Annotated in this window: 18 protein-coding genes; 11 read left to right on the forward strand and 7 right to left on the reverse strand. The window is 50.1% G+C overall.

All coding sequences use genetic code 11. The features are described from left to right. Nucleotide 1 precedes the first annotated feature (1 nt). Genes KUE00_RS16135 through KUE00_RS16150 form a run of 4 tightly spaced genes read right to left on the reverse strand, consistent with a single transcriptional unit; the run spans nt 2 to nt 2,518 of the window. Nucleotides 2-460, reverse strand: coding sequence for a hypothetical protein (locus KUE00_RS16135; protein ID WP_246760921.1), 459 nt, complete (start codon nt 458-460; stop codon nt 2-4). After that, nucleotides 457-777 (reverse strand): STAS-like domain-containing protein, encoded by a 321-nt coding sequence (locus KUE00_RS16140; RefSeq protein ID WP_246760922.1) that lies wholly within the window; start codon nt 775-777, stop codon nt 457-459. The genes KUE00_RS16135 and KUE00_RS16140 overlap by 4 nt, the downstream gene beginning before the upstream one ends. Then, nucleotides 774-1,883 carry a hypothetical protein gene (locus KUE00_RS16145; RefSeq protein ID WP_246760923.1) on the reverse strand — a complete coding sequence of 370 codons (1,110 nt, stop codon included), beginning with the start codon at nt 1,881-1,883 and terminating at the stop codon, nt 774-776. The genes KUE00_RS16140 and KUE00_RS16145 overlap by 4 nt, the downstream gene beginning before the upstream one ends. A gap of 50 nt (nt 1,884-1,933) precedes the next feature. Further along, a complete protein-coding gene (locus KUE00_RS16150) occupies nt 1,934-2,518 on the reverse strand; it encodes a phage repressor protein CI (protein WP_246760925.1) in 585 nt (194 codons plus the stop codon). Nucleotides 2,519-2,654: 136 nt separating this feature from the next. Between KUE00_RS16150 and KUE00_RS16155 the strand changes: the two genes are divergently transcribed. The 9 genes from KUE00_RS16155 (at nt 2,655) to KUE00_RS16195 (ending at nt 7,882) form a co-directional block, all read left to right on the forward strand. Continuing rightward, nucleotides 2,655-2,876 carry a regulator gene (locus tag KUE00_RS16155; protein WP_246760926.1) on the forward strand — a complete coding sequence of 74 codons (222 nt, stop codon included), beginning with the start codon at nt 2,655-2,657 and terminating at the stop codon, nt 2,874-2,876. Nucleotides 2,877-2,906: 30 nt separating this feature from the next. Continuing rightward, nucleotides 2,907-3,413 (forward strand): phage regulatory CII family protein, encoded by a 507-nt coding sequence (locus KUE00_RS16160; RefSeq protein ID WP_246760928.1) that lies wholly within the window; start codon nt 2,907-2,909, stop codon nt 3,411-3,413. 7 nt (nt 3,414-3,420) lie between these two features. Next, nucleotides 3,421-3,573 carry a phage filamentation protein Fil family protein gene (locus KUE00_RS16165; protein WP_182687419.1) on the forward strand — a complete coding sequence of 51 codons (153 nt, stop codon included), beginning with the start codon at nt 3,421-3,423 and terminating at the stop codon, nt 3,571-3,573. Next, nucleotides 3,557-3,949 carry a hypothetical protein gene (locus KUE00_RS16170; RefSeq protein WP_246760930.1) on the forward strand — a complete coding sequence of 131 codons (393 nt, stop codon included), beginning with the start codon at nt 3,557-3,559 and terminating at the stop codon, nt 3,947-3,949. The genes KUE00_RS16165 and KUE00_RS16170 overlap by 17 nt, the downstream gene beginning before the upstream one ends. Before the next feature lie 9 nt (nt 3,950-3,958). Beyond that, nucleotides 3,959-4,387: a hypothetical protein gene (locus tag KUE00_RS16175; RefSeq protein ID WP_246760932.1), complete on the forward strand. Its 429-nt coding sequence runs from the start codon at nt 3,959-3,961 to the stop codon at nt 4,385-4,387. A 73-nt stretch (nt 4,388-4,460) separates the two neighbouring features. Then, nucleotides 4,461-4,700 (forward strand): DUF2732 family protein, encoded by a 240-nt coding sequence (locus KUE00_RS16180; RefSeq protein WP_143991422.1) that lies wholly within the window; start codon nt 4,461-4,463, stop codon nt 4,698-4,700. Next, complete coding sequence (locus tag KUE00_RS16185; protein ID WP_246760933.1) at nt 4,691-5,527, forward strand: DNA adenine methylase; 837 nt, start codon at nt 4,691-4,693, stop codon at nt 5,525-5,527. Before KUE00_RS16180 ends, KUE00_RS16185 begins: the two co-directional genes overlap by 10 nt. A 50-nt stretch (nt 5,528-5,577) precedes the next feature. After that, nucleotides 5,578-7,572 carry a replication endonuclease gene (locus KUE00_RS16190; protein WP_246761024.1) on the forward strand — a complete coding sequence of 665 codons (1,995 nt, stop codon included), beginning with the start codon at nt 5,578-5,580 and terminating at the stop codon, nt 7,570-7,572. Nucleotides 7,573-7,684: 112 nt separating this feature from the next. Further along, nucleotides 7,685-7,882 (forward strand): hypothetical protein, encoded by a 198-nt coding sequence (locus tag KUE00_RS16195; RefSeq protein WP_246760934.1) that lies wholly within the window; start codon nt 7,685-7,687, stop codon nt 7,880-7,882. Here KUE00_RS16195 and KUE00_RS16200 read toward each other — a convergent pair. The 3 genes from KUE00_RS16200 to KUE00_RS16210 are packed head-to-tail and all read right to left on the reverse strand — an operon-like array spanning nt 7,879 to nt 10,987. Further along, nucleotides 7,879-8,193 (reverse strand): Ogr/Delta-like zinc finger protein, encoded by a 315-nt coding sequence (locus KUE00_RS16200; protein WP_137241202.1) that lies wholly within the window; start codon nt 8,191-8,193, stop codon nt 7,879-7,881. The genes KUE00_RS16195 and KUE00_RS16200 overlap by 4 nt on opposite strands. Then, nucleotides 8,190-9,221 (reverse strand): phage portal protein, encoded by a 1,032-nt coding sequence (locus tag KUE00_RS16205; protein ID WP_246760936.1) that lies wholly within the window; start codon nt 9,219-9,221, stop codon nt 8,190-8,192. Before KUE00_RS16205 ends, KUE00_RS16200 begins: the two co-directional genes overlap by 4 nt. After that, nucleotides 9,218-10,987, reverse strand: coding sequence for a terminase large subunit domain-containing protein (locus KUE00_RS16210; protein ID WP_246760938.1), 1,770 nt, complete (start codon nt 10,985-10,987; stop codon nt 9,218-9,220). The genes KUE00_RS16205 and KUE00_RS16210 overlap by 4 nt, the downstream gene beginning before the upstream one ends. A gap of 185 nt (nt 10,988-11,172) precedes the next feature. Here KUE00_RS16210 and KUE00_RS16215 point away from each other — a divergent pair, with 185 nt between their 5' ends. Together KUE00_RS16215 and KUE00_RS16220 are read left to right on the forward strand one after the other, a co-directional pair. Beyond that, a complete protein-coding gene (locus tag KUE00_RS16215) occupies nt 11,173-11,985 on the forward strand; it encodes a GPO family capsid scaffolding protein (protein ID WP_182687532.1) in 813 nt (270 codons plus the stop codon). Nucleotides 11,986-12,041: 56 nt separating this feature from the next. Beyond that, the gene (locus KUE00_RS16220; protein ID WP_182687438.1) at nt 12,042-13,061 is read left to right on the forward strand and encodes a phage major capsid protein, P2 family; all 1,020 of its coding nucleotides are present in this window, start codon (nt 12,042-12,044) and stop codon (nt 13,059-13,061) included. Nucleotide 13,062: the final 1 nt, after the last annotated feature.

A 13,062-nucleotide genomic window follows, 5' to 3' on the forward strand; every position in this document is an offset into this window, starting at 1 on the left:
TTTAATTAAACTTTTTGTTGAAATTATTCTTAATTCTTTCTTGGATGTCTCTGATTTCTGGTAAAGCGATACCAATCATCTTCGGTGAGTACTTTTTATCGTCTGTGCAAGCTTGTCTGAGTTCGGCGACCAAACTATCAGCTTTTTGTTGACCATTATCCATTTTGACTATTGCGTTACAAATAAACCTTACATTTTGAACCATGCTAACAAATTTATGATAAGAAACGGTTTTTTCGTGGTCGTCATATTCTTTTGTAACCAAATCAAGCATTTGATCATAGATTTCGTCAAGGCCCTTATAAAGCGAATCAATTAGCCGATTAAGCTCCGCATTTGACGCATGACGCGAAGTATTGCGGCTGGCAAGATAGGAAGAAATTATCCAGCCTGCAATAGTTGCCAGCAATGAAAAGAAGGGTACCCACTTAAACCACTCTATAGGTTGCTCGGGTGTCATGAGGTGCGCCCTGATAATGCCTCGCTAATGTACTTCTTAACCTCAACCACAATCGAAGGGTCATCTTCACACTTAAGATGATCCTTAAGAAAAACCATTCTTTGAGTTGCAATACCTTTTCTCACTAAACCTCCAAAAGCCTCCTCAAGGAACGATGAGCCGTATCCATAAACGCCGTCGAAATCAACAGCAACGTCTCCCTCTTTCAGAGCGGGTGCGAGAATATCATCGCGAAATTCCTCGCCACTATAGTCACCTAACTTTTTATATCTAGGTCCTGGATACTTCGAAAATTTCTTTACTTCTATGATTTTCATGGTTTTTTTCCTTGAATAGGTAAGTCTAAGCTACACTCAACTATGGTTCCATTTATTGATAGTTTATGATCAAACCATGTCTCAGGTTTAGCTTTCCCTCTGTTAGTGTAGGAGTAAGAGCCCCTGTTCGAATAGACTGCCAGTTTCGCATTGGGAATTTTCTCAATGACTGATTGTAAATCTGGCCCGCCTTTACCTCTATAATCCAGCTTAGTTGCAGATTTTTTCAACTGTAATGAAGCTCTTATGAAATCACTATCACTGGTTAGCGCATGTCCTATGTACTCGGTTATCCTTGAGAAAAACGTCGAGCTTTGAGTTTTAGGAAGCGTTTTTGAGATTCCTAATCCTAAATCACACACCAAAGCTATCAGCTTGTTGTTCATAATTGTTGCAATACACCACCACTTGGTCTTAGGTACACTTCCGTGATAGAGATCTGGCCTATAGGCATGCTCAACCGAGTTAGACATTGCTTCAACTAATGGGCGATAGAGTGCTTGATGATTTTGCCCAGTACTTTCTGTTACTTTCTCTAAAAGCTCGCCAACTTTTGCACTTAAAACCTGTGAGCCTCGAGTAGCTTCCCAGCAGTCGACCATAGGCAACTGTCTCATTTCTCTCTTTACCTTCCCCAACGCAGCATAGATTCCGAGCCAGTTCATAACGCTATCCACTACAGGATACCGATTTTTATCGTTCTGGTTAATACGTGTCGCTGGAGGACGAGTAACACTATATTTCACATACGGTGCTTCAGAGTTGAGACGCTCCAAATTTGCAAGCAGATATAATCCGCCAGAAGCAGTAACCATTTTTGTTTCTCTGAAGCATAAATGAACTTGAGCTATTTTACTTATTCGCCCTTTTTTGGCTGCGTCTTTAATTTTTTGTATGAAATCAACAAATGTGTCACGATAATTTATCTTTGATAAATCTAAAACCGATGGGGCTACTATTTTAACCCTTCCGGTTTCATACTTATTTCCATTTCTTGCTTTTTTTGTTTTTCTATTTTTATTGTAATTAGAAATGGTTTTTCTTAAGCCGCGTTTCAGAGCTGCTCTTAAAATTGATGGGTCATTCCTTTTTTCAATCAATTTCATTTTTCATTTCCTTGAGGAGAAAATTTTCTAAATCACTGTGTTGAAAATATTTAGCTCGTGATGGTCAATACTACTCGTCCCAAAACATTAATATCATCTATGCTGCAATCAAAGGCCATTCCCACGCCACTTACGCGCACTTTTTTAATTGGAATGCGCACAAGATTCCTGATGCTGACTTTACCTTCAATATTTACTAGCCATTCACCATCGAACACCTCTTCATATTTGCGATCAATGATGTACTGGTGTTTATCATCTATCAAACAGAAGGGATCTGATGGCAATGGAACGCCAGGCCGAAAGAAGGCTTTATCGAACAAAACATAGCCGGAATCAAACAATTGGCCATCCACAAGCTTCTTCCTTGCAAACTTCATGATGTCTGTTTCGTCATTGTCAAACTTTTTGCCGTGTCCGGTCGTCAGCCACTCTAGGGAGGCGCCAGTTTCAGCAGCACATCTAACAACCATATCAGCCGGGAACGTCCCACGCTTAAAGCGTGCGGATAAACTACTTGCAGCCATATCAAAATGGTCAGCCAGCTGAAGTTTCTGAGCGAAGCCATAGGCCTCGGTAATGCGGTCTAGCACATCACTACTATGACCAGCTTGTTCAAACGGGAATTTGCTCATCGACTTTCGCTCGATTAGTTTTTTGCAAAATGGTATTGCAAATTTGCATAAATCTAATTAGAGTCTCTCCGTAGTTTGCTAAATGTTGAATATCACTGAATGTTACAGCATTCAGCCGAATCGGGGAGTTTGCCTTATGCGTCCTAATATTACAATCACCATTCCCACACCTTACCTTCCTCTTGATGAATACTGCCGCCTAACAGGTACGGCGATGGGCACTGCACGAGACATGATCCGCGATGGCCGCCTTCCAATACGTAGTAAAGGTGATAAGCCCCGTTCACGCGTAGAAGTGAACATGGCCGCTCTTACCGTTGAAGCTTTAAGCGAATGCAGAATTTCGCTTCAGGCGTAGTTCAGGCTAACAATTCGTAAGGTGCGAATCATGTACGATTATAAAGTTTCAGTACGAAACCATCTTGATGATGCCTGCCGCCAGTTTTCGCTGGCACATAACGTTACAGACCTGGCAAAAAAAGTAGGAATGCAACCGGCCACACTGCGAAACAAGCTGAATCCTGACCAGTCGCACCAACTGACATTACCTGAGTTGCTGGCGATCATCGATCTCACTGAAGACCCAACCATTCTTGACGGTTTCCTACGTCAGATTAATTGTCAGCCTTCTGTGCCGGTTAACAACGCCAGACCTGAAAACATGCAGTTTTGCGCATTAACTGCTGTGGCCAGTGTCGGGGTAATCGCTGGGGAAGCGGTTTCAACGGAAAAGATGACCGTTGCACGCCGCAATCAGATTCTTAACAGAGCCAGTGATGCTATCCGCAGCCTGTCTTTACTCGTCTATTCCGTTGAAAGTCGTTTTCAAACCGTGCCGGTGTTGGCTGCTGCCGTTGATGTGGTAAGCGCCTCAATGCCTGGCATCGTTGCGTGAGGTGAACATGTTCGTATTCGTGAATCTGCTAAAGCGCCAGTCGCCATCGAAGCAGCTGCCTGCGTATGGCCACGGCACCATCCAGCTGCCAAACGGGCAGCGCTGGAATCCTGCTTTTACCCGTAAAAATCATGAGGCAAAGCATGAATGCAAACGATGAAAAATGGCTGGGGGTGCTGCGCCAGATGGTTTCTGGCCATAGCACACAGGCATACAGCATATGGGAGCGGCTTAGCGAACATCAGCGCGGAATTATTCTGCACGCCGCAGGCTTAAAGGCGCGTCATTGTCGTTATTCGTGGAGCCAGTTCACTGACCACGAGTTACACCAGATTAAGCGCGGCCTGCAGCGTCTGAAATGCATGGTTGAAATGTTCAAGGGGCTGGGGCCGCTGGCGTTTCAACAGGAAAAGAAACCATCACCGAGCGTGCTGAGCGCGGCGCGATCAGTGCCCACTGTACCGGGTACACCAGTACATGAACTGATAAAGGCGCGGCAGCAGCTGCGTAAACCCGCTGACAATCGTGCCCACTGAGGAAATGTTATGAACATCATCACCGTAGAAAAAAAAGGGCTGCTTGAAGATTTCCGCGACTGGGGCGTTAACCCGGATTATGCAGAGTTCTTCATCAGCAAATGCGACGCCGAAGGCAGCACTGTTGCACTCAGGTCTTTCGTCTTCAATGACACGATCCACCTGGACGACAAAATACAGTGGCTGCTGGTAAGTTCTGCTTTCTGGTGTCGTGCGTTTCGCGAGGCAGAAACCCACACGCAGCAGACAGAAGCAGTGAGCGCAATCCGCGCGATTTACTTTGCAGCTGGCTTCCTCGGAGCATCTCCCGTTGTGGCGCTTATCCGGTCATGGTGGAGCGTATCTTATGAATTGCATCTGTTGTCATCCCCTAACCAATCACAGATGCAGATGAAGTCCTTCCGTTCCTCAATTCTTAATTCGCTGCTTAAACGCTAATAACCCGCCGCACGATTTTCGGCTTTCCAACGGATAGCCGGGGATTCGTGCGCTCTTAATTGGAGAAAACGCCATGAGAATGACCCGTCAGGATTTAAAAAAAGAAGCGGCCGGCAGCACTGAATTAGTACAGGAGCTGTGCAAGCAGGCGCATGTTGAAGGTGGCAAAGATATGGCAACTAAGCTGTCTGGCCGCCTTGATCGTCTCGCTACGCACGCAGCAAATAAAGGGCTGTCTGCTGTTGAGATTGTTGAACTGATCCGGCAGGAAGCTGAAGCCATTGACGGTAAAGGCGGTGCGCTATGGCAGTGAAGCCGCCACTGAAATGGGCCGGTAGTAAAACCCGCGTCATGCCTGAGCTACTGAAACACCTGCCAGCCGGTAAGCGACTCGTTGAGCCTTTCGCCGGTTCCTGCGCTGTGATGATGAACACGGACTATGACGCTTATCTGATCGCCGATGCGAATCATCAGCTGGTTAATGCGTATGTCATGATGGCGCACCATACAGATGCGCTTCTGACTGAGCTTGAAGCGCTGTTTGCTGCCGGAAGCGTTGGCAGTGAATCACAGCGCGGAGAGTTTTATTACTGTGTGCGCGCCCGTCTTAATCACGGTGGTTTATCGGCTGTAGAACTGGCTGCCAGCTTCCTTTATCTGAACCGCCACGGCTATAACGGGATGTGCCGTTATAACCTGCGTGGTGAATTTAACGTCCCATTTGGGAAATATAAAGCGCCTTACTTTCCTGTAAGCGAGGTGCGCGCTTTTGCTGCGAAGGCAAAACGTGCATCTTTCGTCTGTGCTGACTTCACTGAAACGCTGGGGCTGGTAGGTGCAGGCGATGTGATTTACTGCGATCCGCCTTATAACCCTGTATCAGGTAAGAGCAGCTTTACCAAATATCACTCTTCAGACTTTGATGCAGCCTGTCAGCAGCGACTGGCGGCAATGCTGGAAAACCTCGCTGACAAAGGCTTTCCTGTTGTTGCATCAAACAGTGATAGTTCTTTAACCCATACACACTACGGGTCTGGCCGTTTCAGTCTGCACAAAATTACCGTTGCCCGATCCGTTGGTGCAGCTACTGGCGGCGACAGTACCGCATCCGAAATCATTGCAGTGCTGGAGCCAGCGTGAACCTGGCTGAGTCCGTAAGCCTCAATGGTCAGTATCACGCCGTAAATAAAATGCGGCGTGAGTACTTTGCGCCTGGCGCACCGCAGGGCATCACTCACACAGAGCTTAAACTATGGCATTGTGATTCAACCGATCATGAGTGGCGTAGCCAGTACCTGCATAACATTCCGGATTACCTGTCCGGATATTTTGGCCAGCGATATGAAACGCTTTTAAAGTCATCTAAAAACGGTCGCCGCCGTGCCAATACGTTCTTACGCAATACTATCGGTAAGAGCGTATTGCCACGTCTGAAACTTGTTAACGCAGCATGGCAGCGTGATTACTCAACCGGCATGCCTTCACCTTTCAAAGATAACCTTGATGATCTGCCAGGCTATGATCGGGACCGTGTGCGTGATCTGGCTTATAACATTGCCAGTCACTTAGGCGAGGCTTTCCACTCCTGGGCAGAAATGACCGCGCCCGACGATAAACCTGATGAAGACGAGCTGAAGCAACGCACAGCACAGGGTTATGTATTTCTGGCACAGGAAGCGCTGAAATGCGGCACTACGCCGCCTTTCTGGTTGTCTGTTAAGAAGACAGGCAAGATTAAACGTCGCAACGCTGAAAGCGCGATTCTGCGCATGATGTCACCTGAATGGTGGCGGGTTCGTCTGCAGCGTCGTCGTGATCTGCACCGTGAGCATATGGCTATTGCTGTGGGGCAGGTCCAGAAGGCCGCCAGTCCTTACGTTTCACGCGGAACACTCGGAGAGTGGGCGGAACAGAAAAAGCGTAACCGTGAATTTTTCAAAAAGTTTGATCTGATTAATGAGGAGGGTGATCGCATTGCGCTGGCCGATATGGTCAACCGCAGCAATGCTAATCCGGCTATTCGACGCTGTGAGTTAATGGCACGTATGCGCGGGTTTGAGGATATCGCCAATCATGAAGGCTATGCCGGTGATTTTTACACGATCACCGCGCCGTCACGTTTTCACGCCGTACACAGCAAAGGTGGATTCGTTTCACAGTGGAACGGGGCAAACCCACGCGACACTCAAAAATATCTCTGCTCTGTCTGGGCAAAAATCCGTGCAGCGCTGTCCCGTGCTTGTATACACGTTTTCGGCTTCCGCGTTGTGGAACCGCATCACGATGGAACACCACACTGGCACATGCTGCTTTTCATGCGTCCGGAACACGTTGAAGAAGTACGTGACATTATGTGTTACCACGCGCGGATTGCTGACAGTGAGGAACTGAACACAGAGAAGGCGTTAAAAGCACGTTTTCATGTTGAGCCAATTGATCCCACCAAAGGGAGCGCAACGGGCTACATCGCAAAATACATCTCTAAAAACATCGACGGCTATGCGCTTGATGAAGAAAGCGACGGCGAAACGGGCGGTAACGTGCGTGAAATGGCAAAAGCCGTTTCAGCCTGGGCATCACGCTGGCGTATCCGTCAGTTTCAGCAGATTGGCGGTGCGCCGGTGACGGTGTGGCGTGAACTGCGCAGGCTCGGTGACCAGCAGATTGAGCAGCCGGAAATGGATGCGGTTCTGGCATCTGCAAGCGTGGCTGTTGACTGGGCTGCATACACGCAGGCGCAGGGCGGTCCGCTCGTTGCCCGATGCGATCTGGTTGTGCGTCTGGCTTATGAAATCACCGAATGCGGTAATGAGTACGGTGAAGACGTTCAGCGGGTGCAGGGGGTTTATTGTCCGCGTGCTGCCGGTTCGGAAGTGCCAACACGTCTGGTTAAGTGGGAAAAGGTCGCCAAACTGGCCGAAGCGTCAGCGGAGGCTGGCTTTTCTGGCGGCAACGCCGCCCCTTGGAGTTCTGTCAATAACTGTACGAGGCCGAAGCGCCGCAGGTTAGAAGTGGAGCTGAAAAGCAGGGGGTTTGAGGGCAGTGATGAAGAAATTGATCGCCTCTTAACCGGGGCGGCGATCTCTTTTAGGGGGCATGGTCTTGTGAAGTATCAGGCGGAGCGGTTAATAGACGTTGCTGAAACCAATGAAAATGAGTGCTGGCCGGGATGGCCTTCGGGCTAACTCAGAGTGTTAGCTCATGTTTATAGTAGAAAAATCCCAAAAAAGAATTCATATTTCGCAACGAATATTATACTGTATAGTTATACAGTATTTAATGTAAGGGAGGGTTGAAATGTCTGCGTCGTTAAGTCAGATAGTTAAGGTGGAACGGATTGATTTTATAGTGAAAATGATGACTCATTCACTTGTGGAAGATAAACGCCGCGCATTACTTGATGAATGGCTGGGCGAACTGACGGAAGACCTTTTAGCTGACCTGAAAAGCGAAGCGAGGAGAAGCGCCCCAGTTAGTGAGGGGCGTTCTTATTAGGATGCCTGCAGAAGTTTTAAAGTCAGCTGTTTTTGTTCTGCTGACATGCCGCTGATGACCTGCTGAATCAGTAAATCGCCTTTTTTGGCGCTAGGACTGATTGTGTGGGAAAACGTCAAATTCATAACAAAAGTGTGTCCACATTCAACGTCTGCGCATGAGCAATAAATATCAGCAATATCGCGATGTTTGCGATTTGTTTTACGGATGACCGCCTTTGATTTGCACTCTGGGCACTCAATTTTTAACACGCGCATATTTGCGGCTCCGGCGTTGTAAGTTTGCCTGGATTTTATCCGATTACGCCTCATGCCGCATCCTTGTTCTTTGATTGCTGGGAAAATTTCAGGTGAAGGTGCTCTGGTATTTCCGGATCACTATTCACCGCCATCATGAGGCGGCGCTGAAGTGGTGCCACCTCGTTTTTCTTATAGGTGGCTTCCACCTTTTCCGGGTCACCCAGGCCGGAAGTGTTCTGCGGAATAATCCCCGCAAGCCCAGCCGGAAAGCGGTGCGCGTTCAGCACATCCTGCGCGCTGATGTTCTTCACGTTGGCAAATTCATCTTTCGCGCCAATGTCCCCCATCTGGATAAACTGCACGCCTTCCTTATCGCCGCCGGGGATATTCACCAGAATAGTGCTGAAGTTGCCGATCCCCTTGCTGTTGGCCAGCTGCTGCTCAATTTCTTCCTCCACTTCATCCGTCATGTTCGGGTCCGTGGTGTAGAGAATGCCGCCGGTGTGTGCTCCGTTGTGATAGTACCGGCGGCGGAAAATCACCGCTTCGCTGTTAAGCAGGGCGGAGTGAATGCCGCCGATATAGTCCGGCAGTCCATAAATCTGCTGTTGTGGATCATACATCCGGATAAAAATCACATCCTCTTCGGCATAGACCAGCGGTTCGCCTTTCTGCAGTACCACAAATTCACCGTCTTTGCGGCGGCGCATATACAGGCCGGGCATCGGTTCCAGGGCAACCACGTCACCCCAGCCGTTACGGATTTTAACGAGCGCCAGATCCCCGAACGTCAGCAAATCCATTGCGCCAGCCTCAAGGCTGTCAAATGTCAGACCGCCGCCCAGATAATCCGACAACACCATATTTTTACGCGCGTGCAGGATGCCACCATGCTGGCCGTTAAGATTTACCAGCTGCGCCAGTGCAAGGCGGTCAATCGGCAGGCTGTAGTGATCAAAATCGTTGTCATACCACACATCACGATAATCGGTGCCGGTGGTCAGGACTGGTTCAGGCTTGCCGAAGCGCAGCACGGACATTTTGCGCTTACCTGCCGCCTGCTGTGCGCCGCTGGCGCGTTGCTTATATCGTTTTTTCATGCTGCCTTCTGAAACTTCCATTTGGATTTAGGTTTGTGCTCGTAGTTGAGCGGCTCATTGTCCAGACCGTGCATAATTGCCCAGGCTGCTTCTGCGTGGCCGGTTTCAGCCGTGCGATCAGCGACGAAGGTCACCGCGCTGCCTGATTTCGTGACGGCGCGCCGGATAGACATAAACGACGCGGCCACTTCCTTCAGATCCGCATCCCATTCAATGCGGCCGCTTTCAATGACGTCTGCCGCCTTAAGCACCAGGCGATTCTTAGTGCTCAGGTCGTAGCGGATAGGTTTCAGCACGCGCATGGCAAAGGGGTGAATGTTGTCGTAAACGCCTTGGCCAATGCCGGTCACGTCTACGCCCAGATAGGTGAAGTTGTACCGGGTAAAGAGTTTTTTGATTTCGCTGGCCTGATGGCGGAAGTTCATGCCGCGCCAGTTGATGATGGCCAGCACGCGGAATTTCTCACCGGCCAGCACCGGCGGGGCCATAATCACGAATGTAGACAGGTCGCCGGAACGGGCAGGGTCATAACCGCCCCAGACAGGACGATCGCCAAACGGGCGGCGTGCTTTCGGGTCGTGGTCCTGCCAGAAAGTGATATCAGTGCCGCATTTTTCCAGGTCGGAAAAGCTGAACACCGCGTCTTTACTGTCAACGAAGACGCACATGTACAGCATATCGAACGTGTCTTTGCTGTAGCGGTTGCGCAGTTTGTCGATGCTGGCGAGGTTAAAGCCGTTGGCAATCGCGTCCTCCATTGTGATGACGTAGCGCCACTGGCCATCGGGGCAGAGCCGTCCGCCGTCGCGCATGGCGTCAAACGTGGGAAACACCACGGCGGCGCGCTTTTTACTGCCTTTTTTCCACTCTTCGCCGGTCCAGAACGGGTAAGCCTGATGCGTTTTGGCTGACGGCGTTGAAAAGTAGGTGGTGCGCCATTTGTCGTGTGTGGCCATCGCAGACGCCACTTCATTCAGCCGCGCGAAGTTAGGCACCCAGAAATATTCGTCACAATAGAGGTGGCCGCTGTATGACTGCGCCGTGTTCTTGTTTGTGGACAGAAAGCGCAGCTCTGCGCCATTGCTCAGGCGGATAGGGTTGCCGGTGAGCGTGATGCCGAAATATTCCTGTGCGATGTTGACGATATATGAGCGGAAAACCTCCGCCTGCGCGCGCGAAGCGGAAAGGAAAATCTGCGGGTCGCCGGTCAGCACGGCGTTTTCAAACGCCTCAAAAGCAAAATACCAGGTCGCACCGATCTGGCGGCTTTTGAGGATGTTTCGCACCTGCTGGCTGATGTTCAGGCGCAGGTGTTTCTGGTAGCCAAAAAGGTGTTCTTCAGCCCATAAATTCAGGTCGTCTTCCGTCAGCCCGGATACGTCGTTTTTATTGTATTTGCGCTTGCTGCGAGGCTGGTCACCTTCCTCTTCGCTGTTGCCTGCAGATGCCGGGCGCGCGGCGGCCAGCTTCTCTTTGTGCTTGTTGTGCTGCGTGCGCAACTTGACCGCATGGGCAATCAGCTGATCCAGTTCTTTCAGTTCCAGCTCTGTTTTGCCATCGCGCCCGGTCAGCAGCTGGATGCGGCGCTCTATCGCATCTTCAGTGCTTTCGTGGCTTAGCATATCTGCCCAGCCTTCCTTTTCAGCCCAGTAATAAATAATCCGCGCATTCGGCAGATTTAATTCACTGGCGATTTCCTTCGGCGTGTATCGCCTTAAATACAGGGCGCGCGCAACGCCGCGTAATTCATCACTGTATTTAGCCATCCGTTAATTTCATTCCTTTATTTGCCTGAACGCTATTATGCCGATGCAGAGTAAATAAAAATCCCGCTTTGATTCTTTATGGTTCGCCTAATTGCTGTTATCCGAACACAGCGGAATTTGTCAGGGTGCGGCAGGCGTTTAATTCATTAATAATGGCTCTGCTGTTACGGAGGGCAGGAAAATATATGTCACAGTTATGTACTGACTGGCTGTGTATTGCCACCGAGGGAGATACGGTTGACCGCCGGGAATTAAAACGGGAATGGTTAATTGACGCTGCTGAAACATATGACCCTGAATTATACGCCGCACTTATTTGGCCGGAGCATGAACGCGATTACGGAAATGGGGGCTGTGTAAAACAGGTGATGTGGCAGGAGGGTGATGACGGGCTGGTGAGGCTTTACGCAAAAATCAGTCCGAACATGAGCCTGATTGAAGCCAATAAACGCGATCAGCTTCTTTATTTTTCGGTAGAGCTTACCGAAGACGGAAACTTTCGCGGCACAGGGCGCAGCTATCTCGAAGGGCTGGCGGCAACGGACTCGCCTGCCAGCGTGGGCACTTCACGTATGCGCTTTAGCCAGCGCAAAAAAATCAAACCCGGCTGCTATCGCTATAAGTTTGGCCGGAATGGAAAAGTGGAACAGGAAACAAAAATGAAAAACTGGCAAAAGCTGTTTGGCATTCAGCCTAAAAAATTCGCTGAAGATGACGTGAATACTGACGCGCCTGAAGACAGCGACAAATTACAGGCGCTGGCTGAAGCCCTGAATAATCTGGAAGGCCGTGTGTCTGCAATCGAAACGCAGCTGGCTTCCACGCAGGAAGATGTGGATACCATTGCCGAAGTGGTGGATACGCAGGAATTTGCAACGCTGCGTGAAAATATCGGGGCAGTCATTAAAAACTTTGGAAAGCTGGATAACAAGATTACACAGCTGCCGAAGCGTAAGCCCGGCGATAAGCAGGAAAGCCGCAAATTTAAATTCATCTAATTTCGCCTTCGTCAGGGAAGTTTCTATAAGTCGCATTATTTGCGAGAGGGTTATTTATGAAGTTAAACAAACGCGCACTGGCATTCATTGACGCTTTCTCTGCCGGACTGGCTGAGCATTACAGCGTGACGAATCCGGCCCGCGCATTCAGCCTCACCGATCCGCAGGAAACCAGCCTCCGCGCTGCGCTGCTGGAGTCCGTGGAGTTCCTGAACATGATTACCGTGGCAGACGTGGACCAGCTGAGCGGCCAGGTTGTTTCGGTAGGTGCGTCAGCACTTCACACAGGGCGCGTGGCTGACGGGCGTTTCCGTCGCAAAGTCGGTGTGGAAGGCAACGATTACAAGCTGGTCGAAACCGATTCCTGCGCGGCGCTGAAATGGGATCTGCTTTCACTGTGGGCAAACGCCGGTGATGAAGGTGAGTTTTTCCAGCTGGTACAGACGTTTTCCAATCAGGCGTTTGCGCTGGACATGCTGCGCATCGGCTTTAACGGCAAAGAGGTGGCGACGACAACCGATCCGGAGAAAAACCCGAACGGCGAAGACGTCAATATCGGCTGGCATCAGCGCATGAAAGGCTTCAAAGACGGTTACCAGATTATGACCGATGCGGTCACCCTGGACGATGCCGGTGATTATCACTCGCTGGATGCTATGGCCTCTGACCTGATTAACGCCAAAATTCCGGCGCAGTTCCGTAACGATCCGCGTCTGGTGGTGCTGGTCGGGGCCGATCTGGTCGCGGCGGAGCAATACCGCCTGTATCAGAAGGCGGACAAGCCCACGGAGAAAATCGCCGCGCAGATGCTGGGCAGCACCATTGCCGGGCGCACCGCGATTATTCCGCCGTTTATGCCAGGCAAGCGCATGGTGGTCACGCCACTGTCAAACCTGCACATCTACACGCAGCGCGGCACGCGTCAGCGTAAGGCGGAGTTTGTGGAAGACCGCAAACAGTACGAAAACAAGTACCTGCGCAATGAGGGTTACGCCGTTGAGGAGCCGGAGCTGTATGCGGCCATTGACGAAAATGCGGTGACCATCGGCAAGGTGACCGAACCGGCAGAGGGCTAAC

Source organism: Erwinia phyllosphaerae, from assembly GCF_019132875.1.
GTDB classification, from domain to species: Bacteria; Pseudomonadota; Gammaproteobacteria; order Enterobacterales; family Enterobacteriaceae; genus Erwinia; species Erwinia phyllosphaerae.

Excerpts from the sequence above, each read along its gene's own strand:
- KUE00_RS16155 (WP_246760926.1), top strand. The coding sequence starts at position 2,655 with ATGCGTCCTAATATTACAATCACCATTCCCACACCTTACCTTCCTCTT.
- KUE00_RS16170 (WP_246760930.1), top strand. The coding sequence starts at position 3,557 with ATGAATGCAAACGATGAAAAATGGCTGGGGGTGCTGCGCCAGATGGTT.
- KUE00_RS16180 (WP_143991422.1), top strand. The coding sequence starts at position 4,461 with ATGAGAATGACCCGTCAGGATTTAAAAAAAGAAGCGGCCGGCAGCACT.
- KUE00_RS16160 (WP_246760928.1), top strand. The coding sequence starts at position 2,907 with ATGTACGATTATAAAGTTTCAGTACGAAACCATCTTGATGATGCCTGC.
- KUE00_RS16175 (WP_246760932.1), top strand. The coding sequence starts at position 3,959 with ATGAACATCATCACCGTAGAAAAAAAAGGGCTGCTTGAAGATTTCCGC.
- KUE00_RS16210 (WP_246760938.1), bottom strand. The coding sequence starts at position 10,987 with ATGGCTAAATACAGTGATGAATTACGCGGCGTTGCGCGCGCCCTGTAT.
- KUE00_RS16215 (WP_182687532.1), top strand. The coding sequence starts at position 11,173 with ATGTCACAGTTATGTACTGACTGGCTGTGTATTGCCACCGAGGGAGAT.
- KUE00_RS16220 (WP_182687438.1), top strand. The coding sequence starts at position 12,042 with ATGAAGTTAAACAAACGCGCACTGGCATTCATTGACGCTTTCTCTGCC.
- KUE00_RS16190 (WP_246761024.1), top strand. The coding sequence starts at position 5,578 with ATGCGGCGTGAGTACTTTGCGCCTGGCGCACCGCAGGGCATCACTCAC.
- KUE00_RS16165 (WP_182687419.1), top strand. The coding sequence starts at position 3,421 with ATGTTCGTATTCGTGAATCTGCTAAAGCGCCAGTCGCCATCGAAGCAG.
- KUE00_RS16200 (WP_137241202.1), bottom strand. The coding sequence starts at position 8,193 with ATGAGGCGTAATCGGATAAAATCCAGGCAAACTTACAACGCCGGAGCC.
- KUE00_RS16195 (WP_246760934.1), top strand. The coding sequence starts at position 7,685 with ATGTCTGCGTCGTTAAGTCAGATAGTTAAGGTGGAACGGATTGATTTT.
- KUE00_RS16150 (WP_246760925.1), bottom strand. The coding sequence starts at position 2,518 with ATGAGCAAATTCCCGTTTGAACAAGCTGGTCATAGTAGTGATGTGCTA.
- KUE00_RS16205 (WP_246760936.1), bottom strand. The coding sequence starts at position 9,221 with ATGAAAAAACGATATAAGCAACGCGCCAGCGGCGCACAGCAGGCGGCA.
- KUE00_RS16145 (WP_246760923.1), bottom strand. The coding sequence starts at position 1,883 with ATGAAATTGATTGAAAAAAGGAATGACCCATCAATTTTAAGAGCAGCT.
- KUE00_RS16185 (WP_246760933.1), top strand. The coding sequence starts at position 4,691 with ATGGCAGTGAAGCCGCCACTGAAATGGGCCGGTAGTAAAACCCGCGTC.
- KUE00_RS16135 (WP_246760921.1), bottom strand. The coding sequence starts at position 460 with ATGACACCCGAGCAACCTATAGAGTGGTTTAAGTGGGTACCCTTCTTT.
- KUE00_RS16140 (WP_246760922.1), bottom strand. The coding sequence starts at position 777 with ATGAAAATCATAGAAGTAAAGAAATTTTCGAAGTATCCAGGACCTAGA.